General features: G+C 61.8%; 12 protein-coding genes and 1 riboswitch. Of the genes, 4 read left to right on the plus strand and 8 right to left on the minus strand.

Translation table 11 applies throughout. The features are described from left to right. Positions 1-66: 66 nt before the first annotated feature. The 3 genes from GJ700_RS28950 to GJ700_RS28960 form a co-directional block, all read right to left on the minus strand. Positions 67-1,128, minus strand: a complete 1,062-nt coding sequence (locus GJ700_RS28950) for a CobW family GTP-binding protein (RefSeq protein ID WP_154380579.1) — start codon at positions 1,126-1,128, stop codon at positions 67-69. 78 nt (positions 1,129-1,206) lie between these two features. Beyond that, positions 1,207-2,139, minus strand: coding sequence for a tyrosine recombinase XerC (locus GJ700_RS28955; protein WP_154380581.1), 933 nt, complete (start codon positions 2,137-2,139; stop codon positions 1,207-1,209). 4 nt (positions 2,140-2,143) lie between these two features. Continuing rightward, complete coding sequence (locus GJ700_RS28960) at positions 2,144-2,815, minus strand: DUF484 family protein (RefSeq protein ID WP_154380584.1); 672 nt, start codon at positions 2,813-2,815, stop codon at positions 2,144-2,146. 149 nt (positions 2,816-2,964) lie between these two features. Here GJ700_RS28960 and GJ700_RS28965 point away from each other — a divergent pair, with 149 nt between their 5' ends. Beyond that, positions 2,965-3,933 (plus strand): IS1595 family transposase, encoded by a 969-nt coding sequence (locus GJ700_RS28965; RefSeq protein WP_154380586.1) that lies wholly within the window; start codon positions 2,965-2,967, stop codon positions 3,931-3,933. A gap of 119 nt (positions 3,934-4,052) precedes the next feature. On the opposite strand, the gene GJ700_RS28970 is transcribed toward GJ700_RS28965, so the two are convergent. Beyond that, positions 4,053-5,348: a porin gene (locus tag GJ700_RS28970; RefSeq protein WP_154380588.1), complete on the minus strand. Its 1,296-nt coding sequence runs from the start codon at positions 5,346-5,348 to the stop codon at positions 4,053-4,055. Between the two features lie 218 nt (positions 5,349-5,566). Beyond that, a complete protein-coding gene (locus tag GJ700_RS28975; RefSeq protein WP_154380591.1) occupies positions 5,567-6,679 on the minus strand; it encodes a porin in 1,113 nt (370 codons plus the stop codon). A 494-nt stretch (positions 6,680-7,173) separates the two neighbouring features. Between GJ700_RS28975 and GJ700_RS28980 the strand changes: the two genes are divergently transcribed. Continuing rightward, positions 7,174-8,664: a tetratricopeptide repeat protein gene (locus tag GJ700_RS28980; protein ID WP_371868187.1), complete on the plus strand. Its 1,491-nt coding sequence runs from the start codon at positions 7,174-7,176 to the stop codon at positions 8,662-8,664. A gap of 3 nt (positions 8,665-8,667) precedes the next feature. Here the strand turns inward: GJ700_RS28980 and dapF are convergent, their stop codons facing one another. Genes dapF through GJ700_RS28995 form a run of 3 tightly spaced genes read right to left on the minus strand, consistent with a single transcriptional unit; the run spans position 8,668 to position 11,275 of the window. Beyond that, positions 8,668-9,531, minus strand: a complete 864-nt coding sequence (gene dapF / locus GJ700_RS28985; protein WP_154380595.1) for a diaminopimelate epimerase — start codon at positions 9,529-9,531, stop codon at positions 8,668-8,670. A 2-nt stretch (positions 9,532-9,533) separates the two neighbouring features. Continuing rightward, the gene (locus GJ700_RS28990) at positions 9,534-10,433 is read right to left on the minus strand and encodes an LpxL/LpxP family acyltransferase (RefSeq protein ID WP_154380597.1); all 900 of its coding nucleotides are present in this window, start codon (positions 10,431-10,433) and stop codon (positions 9,534-9,536) included. Then, entirely contained in the window at positions 10,430-11,275 is an 846-nt protein-coding gene (locus GJ700_RS28995; protein ID WP_154380599.1) for a lysophospholipid acyltransferase family protein, read from the minus strand. Before GJ700_RS28995 ends, GJ700_RS28990 begins: the two co-directional genes overlap by 4 nt. A gap of 186 nt (positions 11,276-11,461) precedes the next feature. Here GJ700_RS28995 and metK point away from each other — a divergent pair, with 186 nt between their 5' ends. Beyond that, positions 11,462-12,625 (plus strand): methionine adenosyltransferase, encoded by a 1,164-nt coding sequence (gene metK, locus GJ700_RS29000; RefSeq protein WP_154380601.1) that lies wholly within the window; start codon positions 11,462-11,464, stop codon positions 12,623-12,625. Between the two features lie 101 nt (positions 12,626-12,726). Then, a riboswitch (S-adenosyl-L-homocysteine riboswitch) is annotated at positions 12,727-12,794 on the plus strand. Positions 12,795-12,823: 29 nt separating this feature from the next. Then, positions 12,824-14,251, plus strand: coding sequence for an adenosylhomocysteinase (gene ahcY / locus GJ700_RS29005; RefSeq protein ID WP_154380603.1), 1,428 nt, complete (start codon positions 12,824-12,826; stop codon positions 14,249-14,251). Positions 14,252-14,254 lie beyond the last annotated feature (3 nt).

A 14,254-nucleotide genomic window follows, 5' to 3' on the forward strand; every position in this document is an offset into this window, starting at 1 on the left:
GCGGCCTTGCCAACAACTGTACCGGCACGTTAATTGCTAACCGGCACCCCACAAAACCCGGTTAGTTTATACCAAACATTGTTCCAAACCGCGAACAAATACGTCTTTTGGTAGATTTTTGCCAATAAACACCATTTTGCTGCCACGAGTGTCGTTTGGACCCCATTTTGCGCCCAGGTCGCTGCCCATAATCTGGTGCACGCCCTGGAAAACTACCTTCCGATCAGCCCCTTCCATGAACAATACGCCTTTGTAGCGCAACATGCGAGGACCGTACACGTTGATCAGGCCGCCCAGGAATTCGTCCAGTTTGGCGCTATCGAACGGACGGTCGCTCTTGAATACAAATGCCGCTATCTCGTCAGTATGGTGCGAATGGTGATGGTCGTGCGCATGATTGCAATGTTCGCCATGTTCGTGGTCGTGATCGCAGTGCCCATGATCGTGGTCATGGTCGTGCTCATGTTCTTCCGCGGCGAGGAAATCCGGGTCGATTTCCAGCTTTTCATTGAGGTTGAAGCCTTTCAAATCCAGCACTTCCCGGATATCGACCTTGCCGAAGTCGGATTTGGTGATCGGCGCGCGGGGATTGATGCGCTTGATGCGGGCCGTCAGCGCTTCCAGTTCGTCTGGCTGCACCAGGTCGGTCTTGGACAGCAGCAGCTTGTCGGCAAAGCCCACCTGGCGCTGCGCTTCCTCATTGTCGTCCAGTTGCTGCATGGCGTGGCGCGCGTCGACCACGGTGACGACGGCGTCCAGCATATAGGCGGCGCCGACTTTTTCATCGACAAAGAAAGTCTGGGCGACGGGGCCTGGATTGGCCAGGCCCGTGGTTTCAATCACCACGCGGTCGAAGGCGATTTCACCGGCTTCCCGCTTCGATGCCAGGCTGTCCAGGGCGACGATCAGGTCGCCGCGCACGGTGCAGCAGATGCAGCCATTGTTCATTTCAACGATCTGCTCTTTGCTGTCCTGGACGAGGATTTCGTTGTCGATGTTTTCCTGGCCGAATTCGTTTTCGATGACGGCAATCTTCATGCCGTGGTTTTCCTGCAGGATGCGGTTCAACAGCGTGGTTTTGCCCGCGCCGAGGAAGCCAGTGAGGATGGTGGTCGGGATCAGGTTCATGGTCGTCAGCGTGCCGGTAAGGGTTGGGGCCCGCCAGGCGGGCCCGGGAATCGGGGGATTATGCCGGAATTTCGAAAACTATTTAAGTTTGGCACGCGGATGGGCCGCATCGTATACCTTGGACAGGTGCTGGAAATCCAGCGCCGTATATACCTGGGTCGATGTGATGCTGGCGTGGCCCAGCATATCCTGCACGGCGCGCAAGTCGCCCGACGATTGCAGCACGTGGGACGCGAACGAGTGGCGCAGCATGTGCGGGTGCACATTGGCCGGGGTTCCTGCCTTCAGGCCGTGGGCTTTCAGGCGCAATTGCACCACGCGGGGAGAAATCCGCGTGCCGCGCGTGCTGACGAACAGGGCGTTCGAGCCGTCGGTGGGCGCGGGGCGCACCGCCAGCCAGGCGGCGATCGCGTCGAGCGCGGCGCGGCCCACCGGCACGCGGCGCTGCTTGTTGCCCTTGCCGGTGACGATGACTTCGGCGTTGTCCGCTTCCAGCCAGCCCAGCGCTGCCCTGGAGGGCGCCGCGTCCAGGCCCGCCAGTTCCGACACGCGCAGCCCGCTGGAATACAGCAATTCAAACATGGCGCGGTTGCACAGTTCGGCGGGCTCATCGCCGGCCGCAGCCGTGCGGGCATGGCTGGCCACCAGGTGCACGGCGTCGTCCACCGACAACGCCTTGGGCAACGGTTTGCCGCGCTTGGGGGCGCGCACGCCGTCGACCGGATTGGCGGCCAGCGGAATTTGTCCGCTCAGCCACGTGAAAAAGCCGCGCCAGCCGGACAGTTTGCGGGCGATCGAGCGGGGATCGAGGTCTTTGGAATGCAATTGCGCGGCATAGCGGCGCACGTCGGCATGCGTGAGCGCCGGCCAGGCCTTGTCGCCGGACAGGGCCAGCAATTCCGTCAGGTCGCGGCGGTACGCGTCGACCGTGTGCTGCGACAGCTGGCGTTGCGTGCGCAGGCAGTCCAGGTAAGCATCCAGCCACCCGTCCTTGCCGCGCACGCTGTCCATCACATCAGGCCAGCAGCGGTTGCAGCGCCGTGCCGGCGGTTTCGCCGATGTGCACGAGGAAGTCGGTGGCCATCAGCGACGTGAAGCGTTCGGAATCCGGCGAACCGAGGATCAGCAGGCCGAACGTGCCGGTCTTGGTCCCCGGCTTGCGCAGCGGGATGATGACGGTCGACTGGATTGCCGCCGCATCGTCGAGCCAGCGCACGGCTTCGAAATCGTTATTGCTGCCGCAGTACGGCGCTTGCAGGCTGTTGGCAAAGATGCGGGCATCGTCGGACACGCCGCTGGTAAACCAGCTGTCGCCAAACGCGGCAGCGACATTCCACAGACGCAACGTGACTTGCGGCACGTGGAAATTCGATTTCAGGCTGTCGACCAGCACGCGCGGCATGTCGGCGTCGTCGCGCACTTGCAGCAGCGCCTGGGTCCAGCCATGGAAACGGTTGGCAATGGCGGCATTTTCATTGGCATGGCGCACCAGTTCGGCCATGCGCAATTCCAGCGCCTTGTATTTGTCGCGCATGACTTCCATCTGGCGCTCTTGCAGCGAGACGGCGCGGCCAGTCAGCGGGCTGGACAGTTTAAATTCACCCAGCAAACTGGCGTGTTCTTCAAAGAAGTGCGGATGGTCGGTCAGGTACTGAGCAACAGCGGCGGAATCCAGGGTGGTGATCATCTTTATTGATAGTCTGGGCAATAGCAACCCCCATTCTAACCGAGCCGGCAGGACAGACGGCATACAAAAAGGCGCTGTCTGCAAACTTCGTGGAACTCTGCTTTCCGCTCCCGGTCCAAGCAATATCATCCCGGGACTGGAGACAGATCATGGAAACGCAGGCATTCGCATCTCTGTTGGCGCAACTGGCGTTACTGACTTCACGGCAATACGCCCAACTGCAGGTCCGGCTGGGGCAGGCCGACGCCAGGCAGCACGTGGGCAGGCTGCTGGACCAGGCGGCGCAGGAAAAACTGTGCTGTCCGCGCTGCGCCGGCACCGGCTGGTACCGGCACGGCCGCGAAAGCGGCCTGCAGCGCTACCGCTGCCGCACGTGCGGCAAAACCTTCAATACGCTGACCGGCACGCCGCTGGCCCGGCTCCACTATAAGGAACGGTGGCTGGCCTACCTCGACGGCATGCTGGCGTCGCATTCGCTGCGCCATGCCGCCAGCCGCCTCGGCGTGCACCGCAATACCACGTTCCGCTGGCGCCACCGCTTCCTGGCGCTGCCGCGCACCGACCGCGCACCGCTGCTGCATGGCATTGCCGAGGCCGACGAAATGTTCTTGCTGGAATCGCAGAAAGGATCGCGCCACCTGGACCGGCCGCCGCGCCGCCGGGGCGGGCACGCACGCCGGCGCGGCATTTCACATGAGCAGGTGTGCATCCTGGTGGCGCGCGACCGCAATGGCCGCACGCTCGACTTCGTCACCGGGCGCGGCGCGCTCACCCGCACCGCCTTGCACCAGTGCCTGCGGCCCGCGCTCGATCCCGACATCCTGCTGGTGACCGATGCCAACGCCGCCTACCGCGCCTTTGCCCGCGAGAGCGGGATCACCCATGAAGCGGTCAACCTGCGCGCCGGTGCGCGCACGCGCGGCGCGCTGCATTTGCAAAACGTCAACGCCTACCACAGCCGTTTCCGCGCCTGGCTGCACCGTTTCCACGGCGTCGCCACGCGCTACCTGCCGAACTACCTGGGCTGGCGCTGCATCCTTGATGCACATCGCATCGATACGCCGGAATGTCTGCTTAAAGCGGCAATTGGACACTTTCCACGGTTTGCGGTGACATAGCCTACAAAAAAGGCGCTCCGGCATTTTTGAAGCCGGGGCGCCTGTGAGGCAGCGCGCCGCGGGTGGCGGCGCGCCGTCGGGAAGTGAGCGGGAGGGGACCGCTCAAGACACAGAACTGATCAGAAGCGGTGACGCATGCCGATCTGCACGCCCTTGCTGGACATGCCCGGCTTGGCCGTGAAGCCGCCCGATGCGCTGGCCGCGCCAATCGCATACTGGCCGTCGTTTTCATTCTTGATGTAGGCGCCGATCAGGTACACGTCGGTCCGCTTGGACAGGTTGTAGTCGTAGCCCAGGCCATACTGGGTGGCGTCGCTGGCGTCGGCGCGCTTGTCATCCTGGCGCACGATGGACGCCATCACGCGGCCCTGGCCCATCCTGTAGTGGAAGCCGGCCTGGTAGCTGATCGCATCGAGGTTGAAGTTGCGTTTCAGCGCGGCGGTGGTCTGGGCCGTCAGGATCGGGCCCAGCGTGGTGCCGAATGCGGCAAAGGTCGGCGCCAGCGTATCCATGGCGAAGCGGATGATGACGGAGTTCGGGTTTTCCTGCTTGTGGGCGCCGGCGAACACTTTCCATGGGCCGGTGCTGTACGAACCCGCCAGCGTGGTGGTCACCAGGCCTTTGGCGCCAACCTGGTCGGTGCCGTAGTTGTAGCCCAGGCCGACATCCCAGCCGTTGGCCACGTAGCGGGCGTTGGCGCCCCACGTGCGCTTGTCCATGCCGACGTAGCCGGATTTTTCAAAGCCGTACATCAGCGCAGCCTTGAAGCCGGACGGCGTTTCAATGCGGTACTGGACCGATTTGTCGGAACGGATCGACACGCCGGCCGTCAGCAGGCCGCCGGTGCCGCCCACGATGCCGCCCCAACCCGCTGCCGTGCCGGACTCGAACACGTCGCCGGCCGCCAGCACTTCATAGCCTGGCGTGTACATGCGGCCCAGCAAGATGGCGCCGGCCGGGGTTACCAGGCCGACCATCGACGTACGGTCGAACAGCGCATTGTTGATATTGACGTTCACTGCCGGATTCAGCGCGGCTTGTACGCCGGCCAGCAGTTTGGCTGCGGTTGCGGCGCCGCCGGCGGCTGCCGGCAGCGTGTAGTTCAAGCCTTCCGTCAGCGCCATGGTCTGGTTGCTGGACAAGTTACCCGTCTGTTGCTTGCCGTTGTCCAGTTCGACGCGGGCTTCCAGGTTGAAGATGGCCTTGAAGCCGCCGCCCATGTCTTCCGTGCCGCGGAAACCGAGGCGGGAACCGTCGGCGATACCGCTGACCAGCTTGGTCTTGGAGTCGCCACCGCCGTTATTGACGTACATGATGCCGGCGTCGGCGATACCGTAAATGGTCACGGACGATTGCGCCATGGCAGGCGCGGCGAATACGGCTGCAATACCAGCTGCAAGTAACTTGGCCTTCATTAGTGTCTCCGGTGAGATTGCTTTTGTAGTTGAGTTGAAATAGTACGTGCGTACTATTCTTGATCGCAAGGATGACAGTTATCCGCCGCGTTGTACAGGGAGCCACGTGGCTCGAACGGTCATGGTTGCAAAAATGACACAGTGCGGCAAAGGAAGTGCAAAAAAAAGCCCCGGAACCAGTCCGAGGCTTGCAGGCAACTAGTGGCAGTCTTACACCATCAGAAGTTGTGGTGAATACCCATCGAATAATGGTTTTGCGTGATTTCGGTGGTGGCAGTCGCCGTGGTTGGCAGCTTCTTGTTCGACAGGTCCAGGTACACATAGGTACGTGGCGACAGGCTGTATTCATAGCCGATCGAGGCCTGCTTGGTCTTGGCCACCATGTCCGGGTTTTTCTGGCCATAACCCAGCAACAGCTTGCCCGGGCCCATCGTGTAGTTCAGGCCCACCACCCACGAATCCATTTCGTGGTTAGGCTTGCCGGCCGCGATGAAGTTGTCCAGGTCTTGCTTGTTGTAGGTTGCCATCAGTTTCAGCGCCGGCATCGGGCGGACATAGCCGGCAATCTGCCACAGCTTGGCTTCGGTCGCGTTGCGCTCGTTGGCCAGCAGGATGGAATAGCGCGGTGCGGAACCTGGTTCCGTGTAGGTGGCGCTGACCGAATACGGATAGGCCGAACCCATCGCGCCAGCCGCGTATTGCGGCGCCGCTGCCGTGCCACGGCCGACGATGGCCGCGCCCGGGCCGCCATTGTTTTCCTTGGTGCCCCACGTGAAGTTCAGCTGGAAGCCGTTGTAGACAGGCGAGTTGTAGAACACGCCGTTGGCAAAGCGGTTGCCCGAATTGCCCGCCAGGCCCAGCGGATCACTGCCGCTGCCGGCCAGCGACGTGCGGTAGCCGCCCACTTGCAGGTCGGTCTGGAAGCCTGCCACGTTCGGCAAGCCGTTAAATGGCTCATAAGCCACGGTCGATTCCTGCAGCGCGGTCAGGCCACGGCCCAGGCGGATGGTACCGAAGTCGCCTTGCAGGCCGACGCGGCTCTGGCCCTGGAACAGCGGACGGGTCACGCCTTCGATGGTACCGGTGTCAGGCTCGAAACGGATTTCCAACTGGAACAGCGCTTTCAGGCCGCTGCCCAGGTCTTCCTGGCCACGGAAACCCAGTTTGTTGTTGTCGCGTTTGCCGATGGTGGTCGGGCTGGACACGCCAGGCGTGGTATTGGTTGTTTTGGCAAAGCCTGCATCCAGGGTGCCGTAAATCGTTACCGACGACTGAGCATGCGCGGCGGAAAATGCCCCCAACAATGCCAGGGCCACCAATGATTTTTTCATTTGCTGTTCCTTTTCATAGAAATCGTTCAACAATCCAAAAGCATAAAGTGCGGCCGATGGCGCGCAGTTGGCCTAAACCTTAATTGCCAGCCGCGAATTCCGACGATGGATTGGTCGATTATGATGGTTAGTATTGGTTGAAAGCCAAAGATGCCGGGCTTTCTGTTGTATTTTTGTAACGCTTGCTATTGTCCACGATTGCTGTCGTTTTATCCATATTTCCTTTCGGTTGTAAATACGTAGTAGTACAGAGTAACTGCCGTGAGGTAATGGAATAATTGATTAATATCAAATACTTACGTAAAACTGACGCCGTTGTTGTATGGCGTGTGAACGCCACAGCACGGTACGTGGGAGTAGTGTCGTATTGTTGGAATGTGGCAATATTAGTAAATGTCACTGGCCGAAGGGATTTAATTTTGCGGCTAAACGCGGCGTTTTCTTGAATGAATCATATTAATAGTGGAACGATGGCAAATCGTGAAGAACTAGGAATGATCCGAGGGGCGCGCGCCGGCGATGCTGAATGCCAGCTGGCATTGGGGAAGCTTTATTTGTTCGGCGGCGCGAGCCTGCCGCAAAGCCAGCCGACCGCGCTGCATTGGCTGAACCGCGCCGCTTTACAGGGCCGGGACGAGGCATGGCGCCTGATTGGCCGGCACGTGGGATTCGAACATGCCCGGCAAAATCCGGGCATGCTGCCGTGGTACGAGCGGGCCTGGGATGCCGGCGTGACCCAGGCCGGCCTGGTGCTGGCGCAACTGGTCTTGCTGGCGCCGGAAGCCGTCAGCGCGCCGTTGCGCGCCAAGGCCATGCAGGCGCTGGAAACCGCGGCCCGCGCCGGCTTGCCCGACGCGGTCCGGCTGCTGGGGCAACAGCGCCGCCAGGTCCGTCCCGCCGGCAGCGCTGCCGTCCCGCCCCTGGCGCCGCCCGACTGCGGCGATGCCGGCAGCCACCGTACGGCACTGACGCAAGCGTGGGAAAAGTTGCCGCGCCCGTTGTTCCTGGCGCAGGCGCTGCCGCTGGCACGGCAACTGGTGCACGACGCGCCGCAGGATGCGGAAGCGGCCCGCGCCTGTGGCTGGCAGCCCACGCCGGACCAGGTACTGTTGCTGGCCCGTTGTGCGCAAGCCATGGCGGAAACCGATGACCCGGGCGACCAGGCGCGCCAGGCCGAGCGGCAGCGTTATTGCGAGCTGGCGGCTTTTGGCGGCGACCGTGCCGCGCAACTGGCGCTCGGGCTGTGGTTTGCCCGCATGACGTGCGACGGCGTCCGCGTGTCGGACGGCATCGCGGCCGCCAATTTCAAGCGCGCCATCCGCTGGCTGACGCAGGCGGGCGAGCAGGGACTGGCCGACGCGTGGTTTGCCCTGTCGCGCATCTACATCAAACCGGAATTTTCCCAGCGCAGCGTGGCCGAAGCGCAGGCTTGCCTGGAGCGCGCGGCGGGCATGGGGCACAGCGGCGCCCAGCTCGAGTGCGGGATTCATGCGTGGCGCGCGCGCCGCGGCGATGAACAAAACGACGTGCGCGCCGCGTACTGGCTGCAACAGGCGGCGGCGCAGGGCGCGAAGGAAGCGGAAGCGGCGTTGTTGCGCATCGCGCCGGACACGCCTGACGCGGCGGCCTGGGCGGCCGGATTGCCGGAAGTACGGGAATGGCAGCATAGCCAGCCGCTGTTGTCGGCCCGTATCGAGCTGGCGCAATTGTTTGGCTTGACGCGGGCGGAAGCGCTGTTGCTCGATGTGTGTGCGGCAGACCAGGGGCATTGCCTGGTGGTCGACATCCGCGCCAGTTACGGCCGCAGCAAGCGCCGTCTGGTGCTGGTGCGGACGGCCCAGCAGCGGCAGGCGCTGGACCGCATCGCACGGCTGTTCGAAGCCGTCGATTGCAGCGTGGATGGTCCGGAAGGGAATTACCGCCAGCGCCTGTACCGCCTGAAGACGTGGCAGGCGGCGGAAGACGACGGGCTGGCGGTGGCGTGACTTTTAAATTTCGATTTCGCCTTCGTAGACGGTGACGGCGGGGCCCGTCAGCCACACTGGCTGGCCTTCGCCTTCCCATGCGATCGACAACTGGCCGCCGCGCGCATCGACGCGTACCGGCGAATCCAGCAAGCCGCGCCGGATGCCGGCCACCACGGCCGCGCACGTGCCGGTGCCGCAGGCCAGCGTTTCGCCGACGCCCCGCTCGAACACGCGCAGCCGCACGTGCTGGCGGTTCACCAGTTGCATGAAGCCGGCGTTGACGCGGCGCGGGAAGCGCAGGTGGTTTTCAATCAGCGGGCCGGTCAGTTCGACCGGCGCCGTGTCGACATCGGCCACGATTTGCACGGCGTGCGGATTGCCCATCGAAACCACCGATACCAGCACGGTTTCCTTGTCGCCGCCCAGTTCCAGGGTCAGCGGCCACAGCGTGTCGCGGCCTTCCTTGACGCCGGTTAAACCTTCCGCGTCGAACGGCACCAGGGCCGGTTCCAGGATCGGGGCGCCCATGTCGACCGTGATGGAGCCGTCGTCTTCCAGGCGCGGCGCAATCACGCCCGCCATGGTTTCCACTGAAATGCTCTTGCGGTCCGTCAGGCCTTTTTCCACGACGAATTTCACGAAGGCGCGCGAACCGTTGCCGCACTGTTCCACTTCGCCGCCGTCGCTGTTGAATATGCGGTAGCGGAAATCGCAATCCGGGCGCGTGGATTTTTCCACCACCAGCATCTGGTCGGCGCCCACGCCAAAGCGGCGGTCGCCCAAGTGCTTCCATTGCGCCGGCGTGAAATCGATTTTCTGGTTGATAGCGTCGATCACGACAAAGTCGTTGCCGGCGCCGTGCATTTTGGTGAACTTCAGTTTCATCTTTACTTTCCTGTGTAGAGCGACGGTTCGCCATTCGGGCGGGTCTTGAATCGCTTATGCGTCCAGAAATATTCTGCCGGCGCCTCGCGTACGCGCTCCTCGATAAAGGCATTCATGCGGCGCGTGGCTTCCACCATGTCAGGGCCTGGGTAATTCTGCCATGGCGCATAAAATTTTACTTGCCAGCCACGGTAACCGGGCAGGAAGGTGCTGATAACGGGCATGACCTGTGCGCTGGTGGCGGCGGCGATCCGCGCCGTGGCGGTCAGCGTGGCGCATTCGATGCCGAAGAAGGGGACGAATTCCGCATCCTTTTCGCCGAAATCCATGTCCGGCAACATGAAGTAGGGCAGTTTGTCCTTCAGCGCGCGCAGGATGGGCTTGATGCCGTCGTGGCGCGTGAACAGTTTGACGGGCTTGAAGCGGGCGCGGCCATCGCGCAATACCTGGTCGAACACCTTGTTCTTTTGCTGCACGTACATCGACGACGCGGACATTTCCATCGCGATGGCGGCGCCCGCCACGTCCAGGCACACGAAGTGCGGGCACAGCATGATGGTGGGTTTTTCGGAAATCGCGGCCACCGGCACGCCATTGGTTTCCGGATGGGGGCCGTCGTACGACACCACGGTGATCAGCCGCTTCAGGCGCCGTTCCGACGCCCACCACAGGATGCCCCGTTCGAACACGCTGCGCGCATAGCCCTGGAAATGGCGGCGCGCCAGGTCTTCGCGCTGCTGCTCCGTCAATTCCGGCATGGTCAGGCGCAAATTCGTCAGCGTGATCTCGCGGCGCGGTTTCATGACGACGAACAGCAGCGAACCGACCGCCGTGCCAAAGCGGCCCAGCACCGGCAAGGGCAGCCAGTGCAGCAGCCACATGAATCCCAGCAAGACCCTCATGCCGCCTCCTGTTTTGCGGAAGCGCCGGCGGGAACCTTATAGCGGTTATAGCTCCAGTAATATTGCGCGGGTGCGCGGGCAATCAGTTTTTCCATCGAGGCATTGATGGCGCGCGCTTGCTGCGCCGAGTCGCCATCGAGCGTGCCGTCGAACGGGACGAAGCGGATCACGTAGCCGCGGCCGAACGGCAGGCGCTCGGCAAAGGTGGCGATGACGATGGCGTCGCCCAGCTGCGCCAGCTTGGCGGGCAGGGTCATCGTATAGGCCGTGCGGCCAAAGAAATCCGCAAATACGCCTTCGCCTTCCTGCGGCACCTGGTCCGGCAAGATGCCGACCGGCGACCCTTTTTTCAGGAACTTGGCCAGCATGCGCACACCCGACATGTTGGCCGGCGCCAGCAACAGGTTCTTGCGGGCGCGGGCGCCTTCGATCAGCGGCTTCAGCGCTTCCTTCTTCGGCGGGCGATACATCACCATCAATTCCTGCCGCAAAGCGATTTCCTGGGCGACAATTTCAAAGCAGCCAAGGTGTGGCGTCAGGAACACAATGCCGCGTCCCGCTTCCAGTGTGCTTTGCACAAGTTGCCAGTTTTCCAGTGTGGCGTGGCGCGATACTTTTTCAGGCGGAGCGCACCAGATGAACGGCAGTTCGGCTATGCTTTTTCCTGACTCGGCAATGGCGGCGCCCAAGTGTTGTTCAAAGCCTGCCTGGCGCATGTTGGATTTCATGCGGCGGCGGTACGACGGCGACAGTAAATACACCAGCCAGCCCAGTGCAGCGCCCAGTGCATGCAACACCGGCAAGGGGAAGTGTGAGAAGAAGCGAAAGATGGAAACGAGCATGTATTATTCGGTGCAGCAAGGGCATTTGCCCTGCCAAAATTTTCAAAGAAGCGTAAAATACCACGTTCGTAGTATCCGCTGAGTTAACAGACAACTTGCGAGGCGGAATATAAATCTCGCTAAAGCGTCGCAAGCCGGTTTTGGTTGTTGCGACAATTTTTATTCAACCATTATCAGGAGCTTGCGATGTCCAACGATTATCTGTTTACCTCTGAATCCGTTTCGGAAGGCCACCCGGACAAGGTTGCCGACCAAATTTCCGATGCCATCCTGGACGCCATCCTGGCGCAGGACCCCAAAGCCCGCGTCGCCGCTGAAACCCTGTGCAATACCGGTCTCGTCGTACTGGCAGGTGAAATCACCACCCACGCCAACGTCGATTACATCAACGTGGCGCGTGAAACCATCAAGCGCATCGGCTACGACAACACCGACTACGGTATCGATTACCGTGGCTGCGCCGTGCTGGTTGCCTATGACAAGCAATCGCCGGACATCGCGCAGGGCGTCGATGAAGGCAAGGGTATCGACCTGGACCAGGGCGCCGGCGACCAGGGCCTGATGTTCGGCTACGCTTGCGATGAAACCCCGGAACTGATGCCGGCCGCGATCTACTACTCGCACCGCCTGGTCGAGCGCCAGTCGCAACTGCGCAAGGACGGCCGCCTGCCATGGCTGCGTCCGGATGCCAAGTCGCAAGTCACGCTGCGCTACGTGGATGGCAAGCCGGTGGCGGTCGATACCGTCGTGCTGTCGACCCAGCACCACCCGGATGTCACGCACAAGCAGATCGAAGAAGCCGTCATCGAAGAAATCATCAAGCCGGTGTTGCCATCGGCATGGCTGAACGGCACCAAATTCCTGGTCAACCCGACCGGCCGTTTCGTCATCGGCGGCCCGCAGGGCGACTGCGGCCTGACCGGCCGCAAGATCATTGTCGACACCTACGGCGGCGCTGCGCCGCACGGCGGCGGCGCGTTCTCCGGCAAGGATCCGTCGAAAGTCGACCGTTCCGCAGCTTACGCGGCACGCTATGTGGCGAAAAACATCGTGGCCGCCGGCCTGGCGCGCCAGTGCCAGGTGCAAGTGTCGTACGCGATTGGCGTGGCCCGTCCGATCAACATCACCGTGTACACCGAAGGCACGGGTGTGGTTTCTGACGAGAAAATCGCCGCACTGGTGCAGGAACACTTCGACCTGCGCCCGAAAGGCATCGTGCAAATGCTGGACCTGTTGCGTCCGATCTACGCGAAAACCGCGGCTTACGGCCACTTCGGCCGCGAAGAACCGGAATTCACGTGGGAACGCACCGACAAGGCTGCGATCCTGCGCGCCGCTGCCGGCCTGTAAGTTGTCGTCAACACGGTAGGGCGGTTTTCGCGAAGCGAAAGCCGCCATGCATGCGTCGATGCGTCTGTTCAAACAGACGCATCCGTGTGCTAGAATCATCTCCCTCCGAGGAGCGCTGCGACCAGTCACCTGGCCAGGCTCGGAAAAATCAACACCGCGCTCACGTTACTTTTTTCAACTAACTGAAAGGAGGGCGTGATGAACGCCGCATTGAAATCCTCGCAAGACTACATCATCGCTGACATTGGCCTGGCTGCCTGGGGCGAAAAAGAAATCAAGATTGCTGAAACGGAAATGCCTGGCCTGATGGCCATCCGTGAAGAATTCGCCGCTGCCCAGCCCCTGAAAGGCGCGCGCATCACCGGTTCGCTGCACATGACCATCCAGACCGCCGTGCTGATCCGCACGCTGGAAGCACTGGGCGCCCAAGTGCGCTGGGCATCGTGCAACATCTACTCCACGCAAGACCACGCCGCCGCCGCGATTGCCGCCGTCGGTACGCCAGTGTTCGCCGTCAAGGGCGAAAACCTGGACGAATACTGGGAATACACGCACCGCATCTTCGAATGGCCGAACGACGCCGCCGGCAATGCCGTGTACTCGAACATGATCCTGGACGATGGCGGCGACGCCACCCTGCTGCTGCACCTGGGCGTGCGCGCTGAAAAAGATATCTCCGTGCTCAACAACCCTGGCTCGGAAGAAGAAATCTGCCTGTTCAACTCGATCAAGGCCCACCTGGCGAAAGACGCCACCTGGTACTCGAAGCGCCTGCCGGAAATCATGGGCGTGACGGAAGAAACCACCACCGGCGTACACCGCCTGTACCAGATGCACAAGGATGGCAAGCTGGCCTTCCCGGCCATCAACGTCAACGATTCCGTCACCAAGTCGAAGTTCGACAACCTGTACGGCTGCCGTGAATCGCTGGTGGACGGCATCAAGCGCGCCACCGACGTGATGATCGCTGGCAAGATCGCCGTGATCGCCGGCTACGGTGACGTGGGCAAGGGTTCCGCCCAGGCCATGCGCGCGCTGTCCGCACAAGTGTGGGTGACCGAGATCGACCCGATTTGCGCACTGCAAGCCGCGATGGAAGGCTACCGCGTGGTGACGATGGATGAAGCCGCATCGCAGGGCGACATCTTCGTGACGTGCACGGGCAACTATCACATCCTGACCGAACAGCACATGCTGGCCATGAAAGACCAGGCCATCGTCTGCAACATCGGCCACTTCGACAATGAAATCGACGTCGCGGCGCTGAAAAAATACGAGTGGGAAAACATCAAGCCACAAGTGGACCACGTGATCTTCCCTGATGGCAAACGTATCATCCTGCTGGCTGAAGGCCGCCTGGTGAACCTGGGTTGCGGCACGGGCCACCCGTCGTACGTGATGTCGTCGTCGTTCGCGAACCAGACCATTGCACAGATCGAACTGTTCACCAACACCAAGCAGTATCCGGTGGGCGTGTACACGCTGCCGAAGCACCTGGACGAGAAAGTCGCCCGCCTGCAGCTGAAAAAGCTGAACGCGAAGCTGACCACCCTGACCGAAGAGCAGGCTGCTTACATTAATGTGCAAGTGCAAGGCCCATACAAGCCTGATCACTACCGTTATTAATCC

The organism is Pseudoduganella rivuli (assembly GCF_009674485.1).
GTDB classification, from domain to species: Bacteria; Pseudomonadota; Gammaproteobacteria; order Burkholderiales; family Burkholderiaceae_D; genus Rugamonas; species Rugamonas rivuli_B.

Bases quoted from the DNA above. Each gene is read 5' to 3' on its own strand.
- GJ700_RS28975 (WP_154380591.1), bottom strand. From the start codon at position 6,679: ATGAAAAAATCATTGGTGGCCCTGGCATTGTTGGGGGCATTTTCCGCC.
- GJ700_RS28980 (WP_371868187.1), top strand. From the start codon at position 7,174: ATGATCCGAGGGGCGCGCGCCGGCGATGCTGAATGCCAGCTGGCATTG.
- GJ700_RS28950 (WP_154380579.1), bottom strand. From the start codon at position 1,128: ATGAACCTGATCCCGACCACCATCCTCACTGGCTTCCTCGGCGCGGGC.
- GJ700_RS28990 (WP_154380597.1), bottom strand. From the start codon at position 10,433: ATGAGGGTCTTGCTGGGATTCATGTGGCTGCTGCACTGGCTGCCCTTG.
- GJ700_RS28970 (WP_154380588.1), bottom strand. From the start codon at position 5,348: ATGAAGGCCAAGTTACTTGCAGCTGGTATTGCAGCCGTATTCGCCGCG.
- metK (WP_154380601.1), top strand. From the start codon at position 11,462: ATGTCCAACGATTATCTGTTTACCTCTGAATCCGTTTCGGAAGGCCAC.
- GJ700_RS28965 (WP_154380586.1), top strand. From the start codon at position 2,965: ATGGAAACGCAGGCATTCGCATCTCTGTTGGCGCAACTGGCGTTACTG.
- dapF (WP_154380595.1), bottom strand. From the start codon at position 9,531: ATGAAACTGAAGTTCACCAAAATGCACGGCGCCGGCAACGACTTTGTC.
- ahcY (WP_154380603.1), top strand. From the start codon at position 12,824: ATGAACGCCGCATTGAAATCCTCGCAAGACTACATCATCGCTGACATT.
- GJ700_RS28960 (WP_154380584.1), bottom strand. From the start codon at position 2,815: ATGATCACCACCCTGGATTCCGCCGCTGTTGCTCAGTACCTGACCGAC.
- GJ700_RS28995 (WP_154380599.1), bottom strand. From the start codon at position 11,275: ATGCTCGTTTCCATCTTTCGCTTCTTCTCACACTTCCCCTTGCCGGTG.
- GJ700_RS28955 (WP_154380581.1), bottom strand. From the start codon at position 2,139: ATGGACAGCGTGCGCGGCAAGGACGGGTGGCTGGATGCTTACCTGGAC.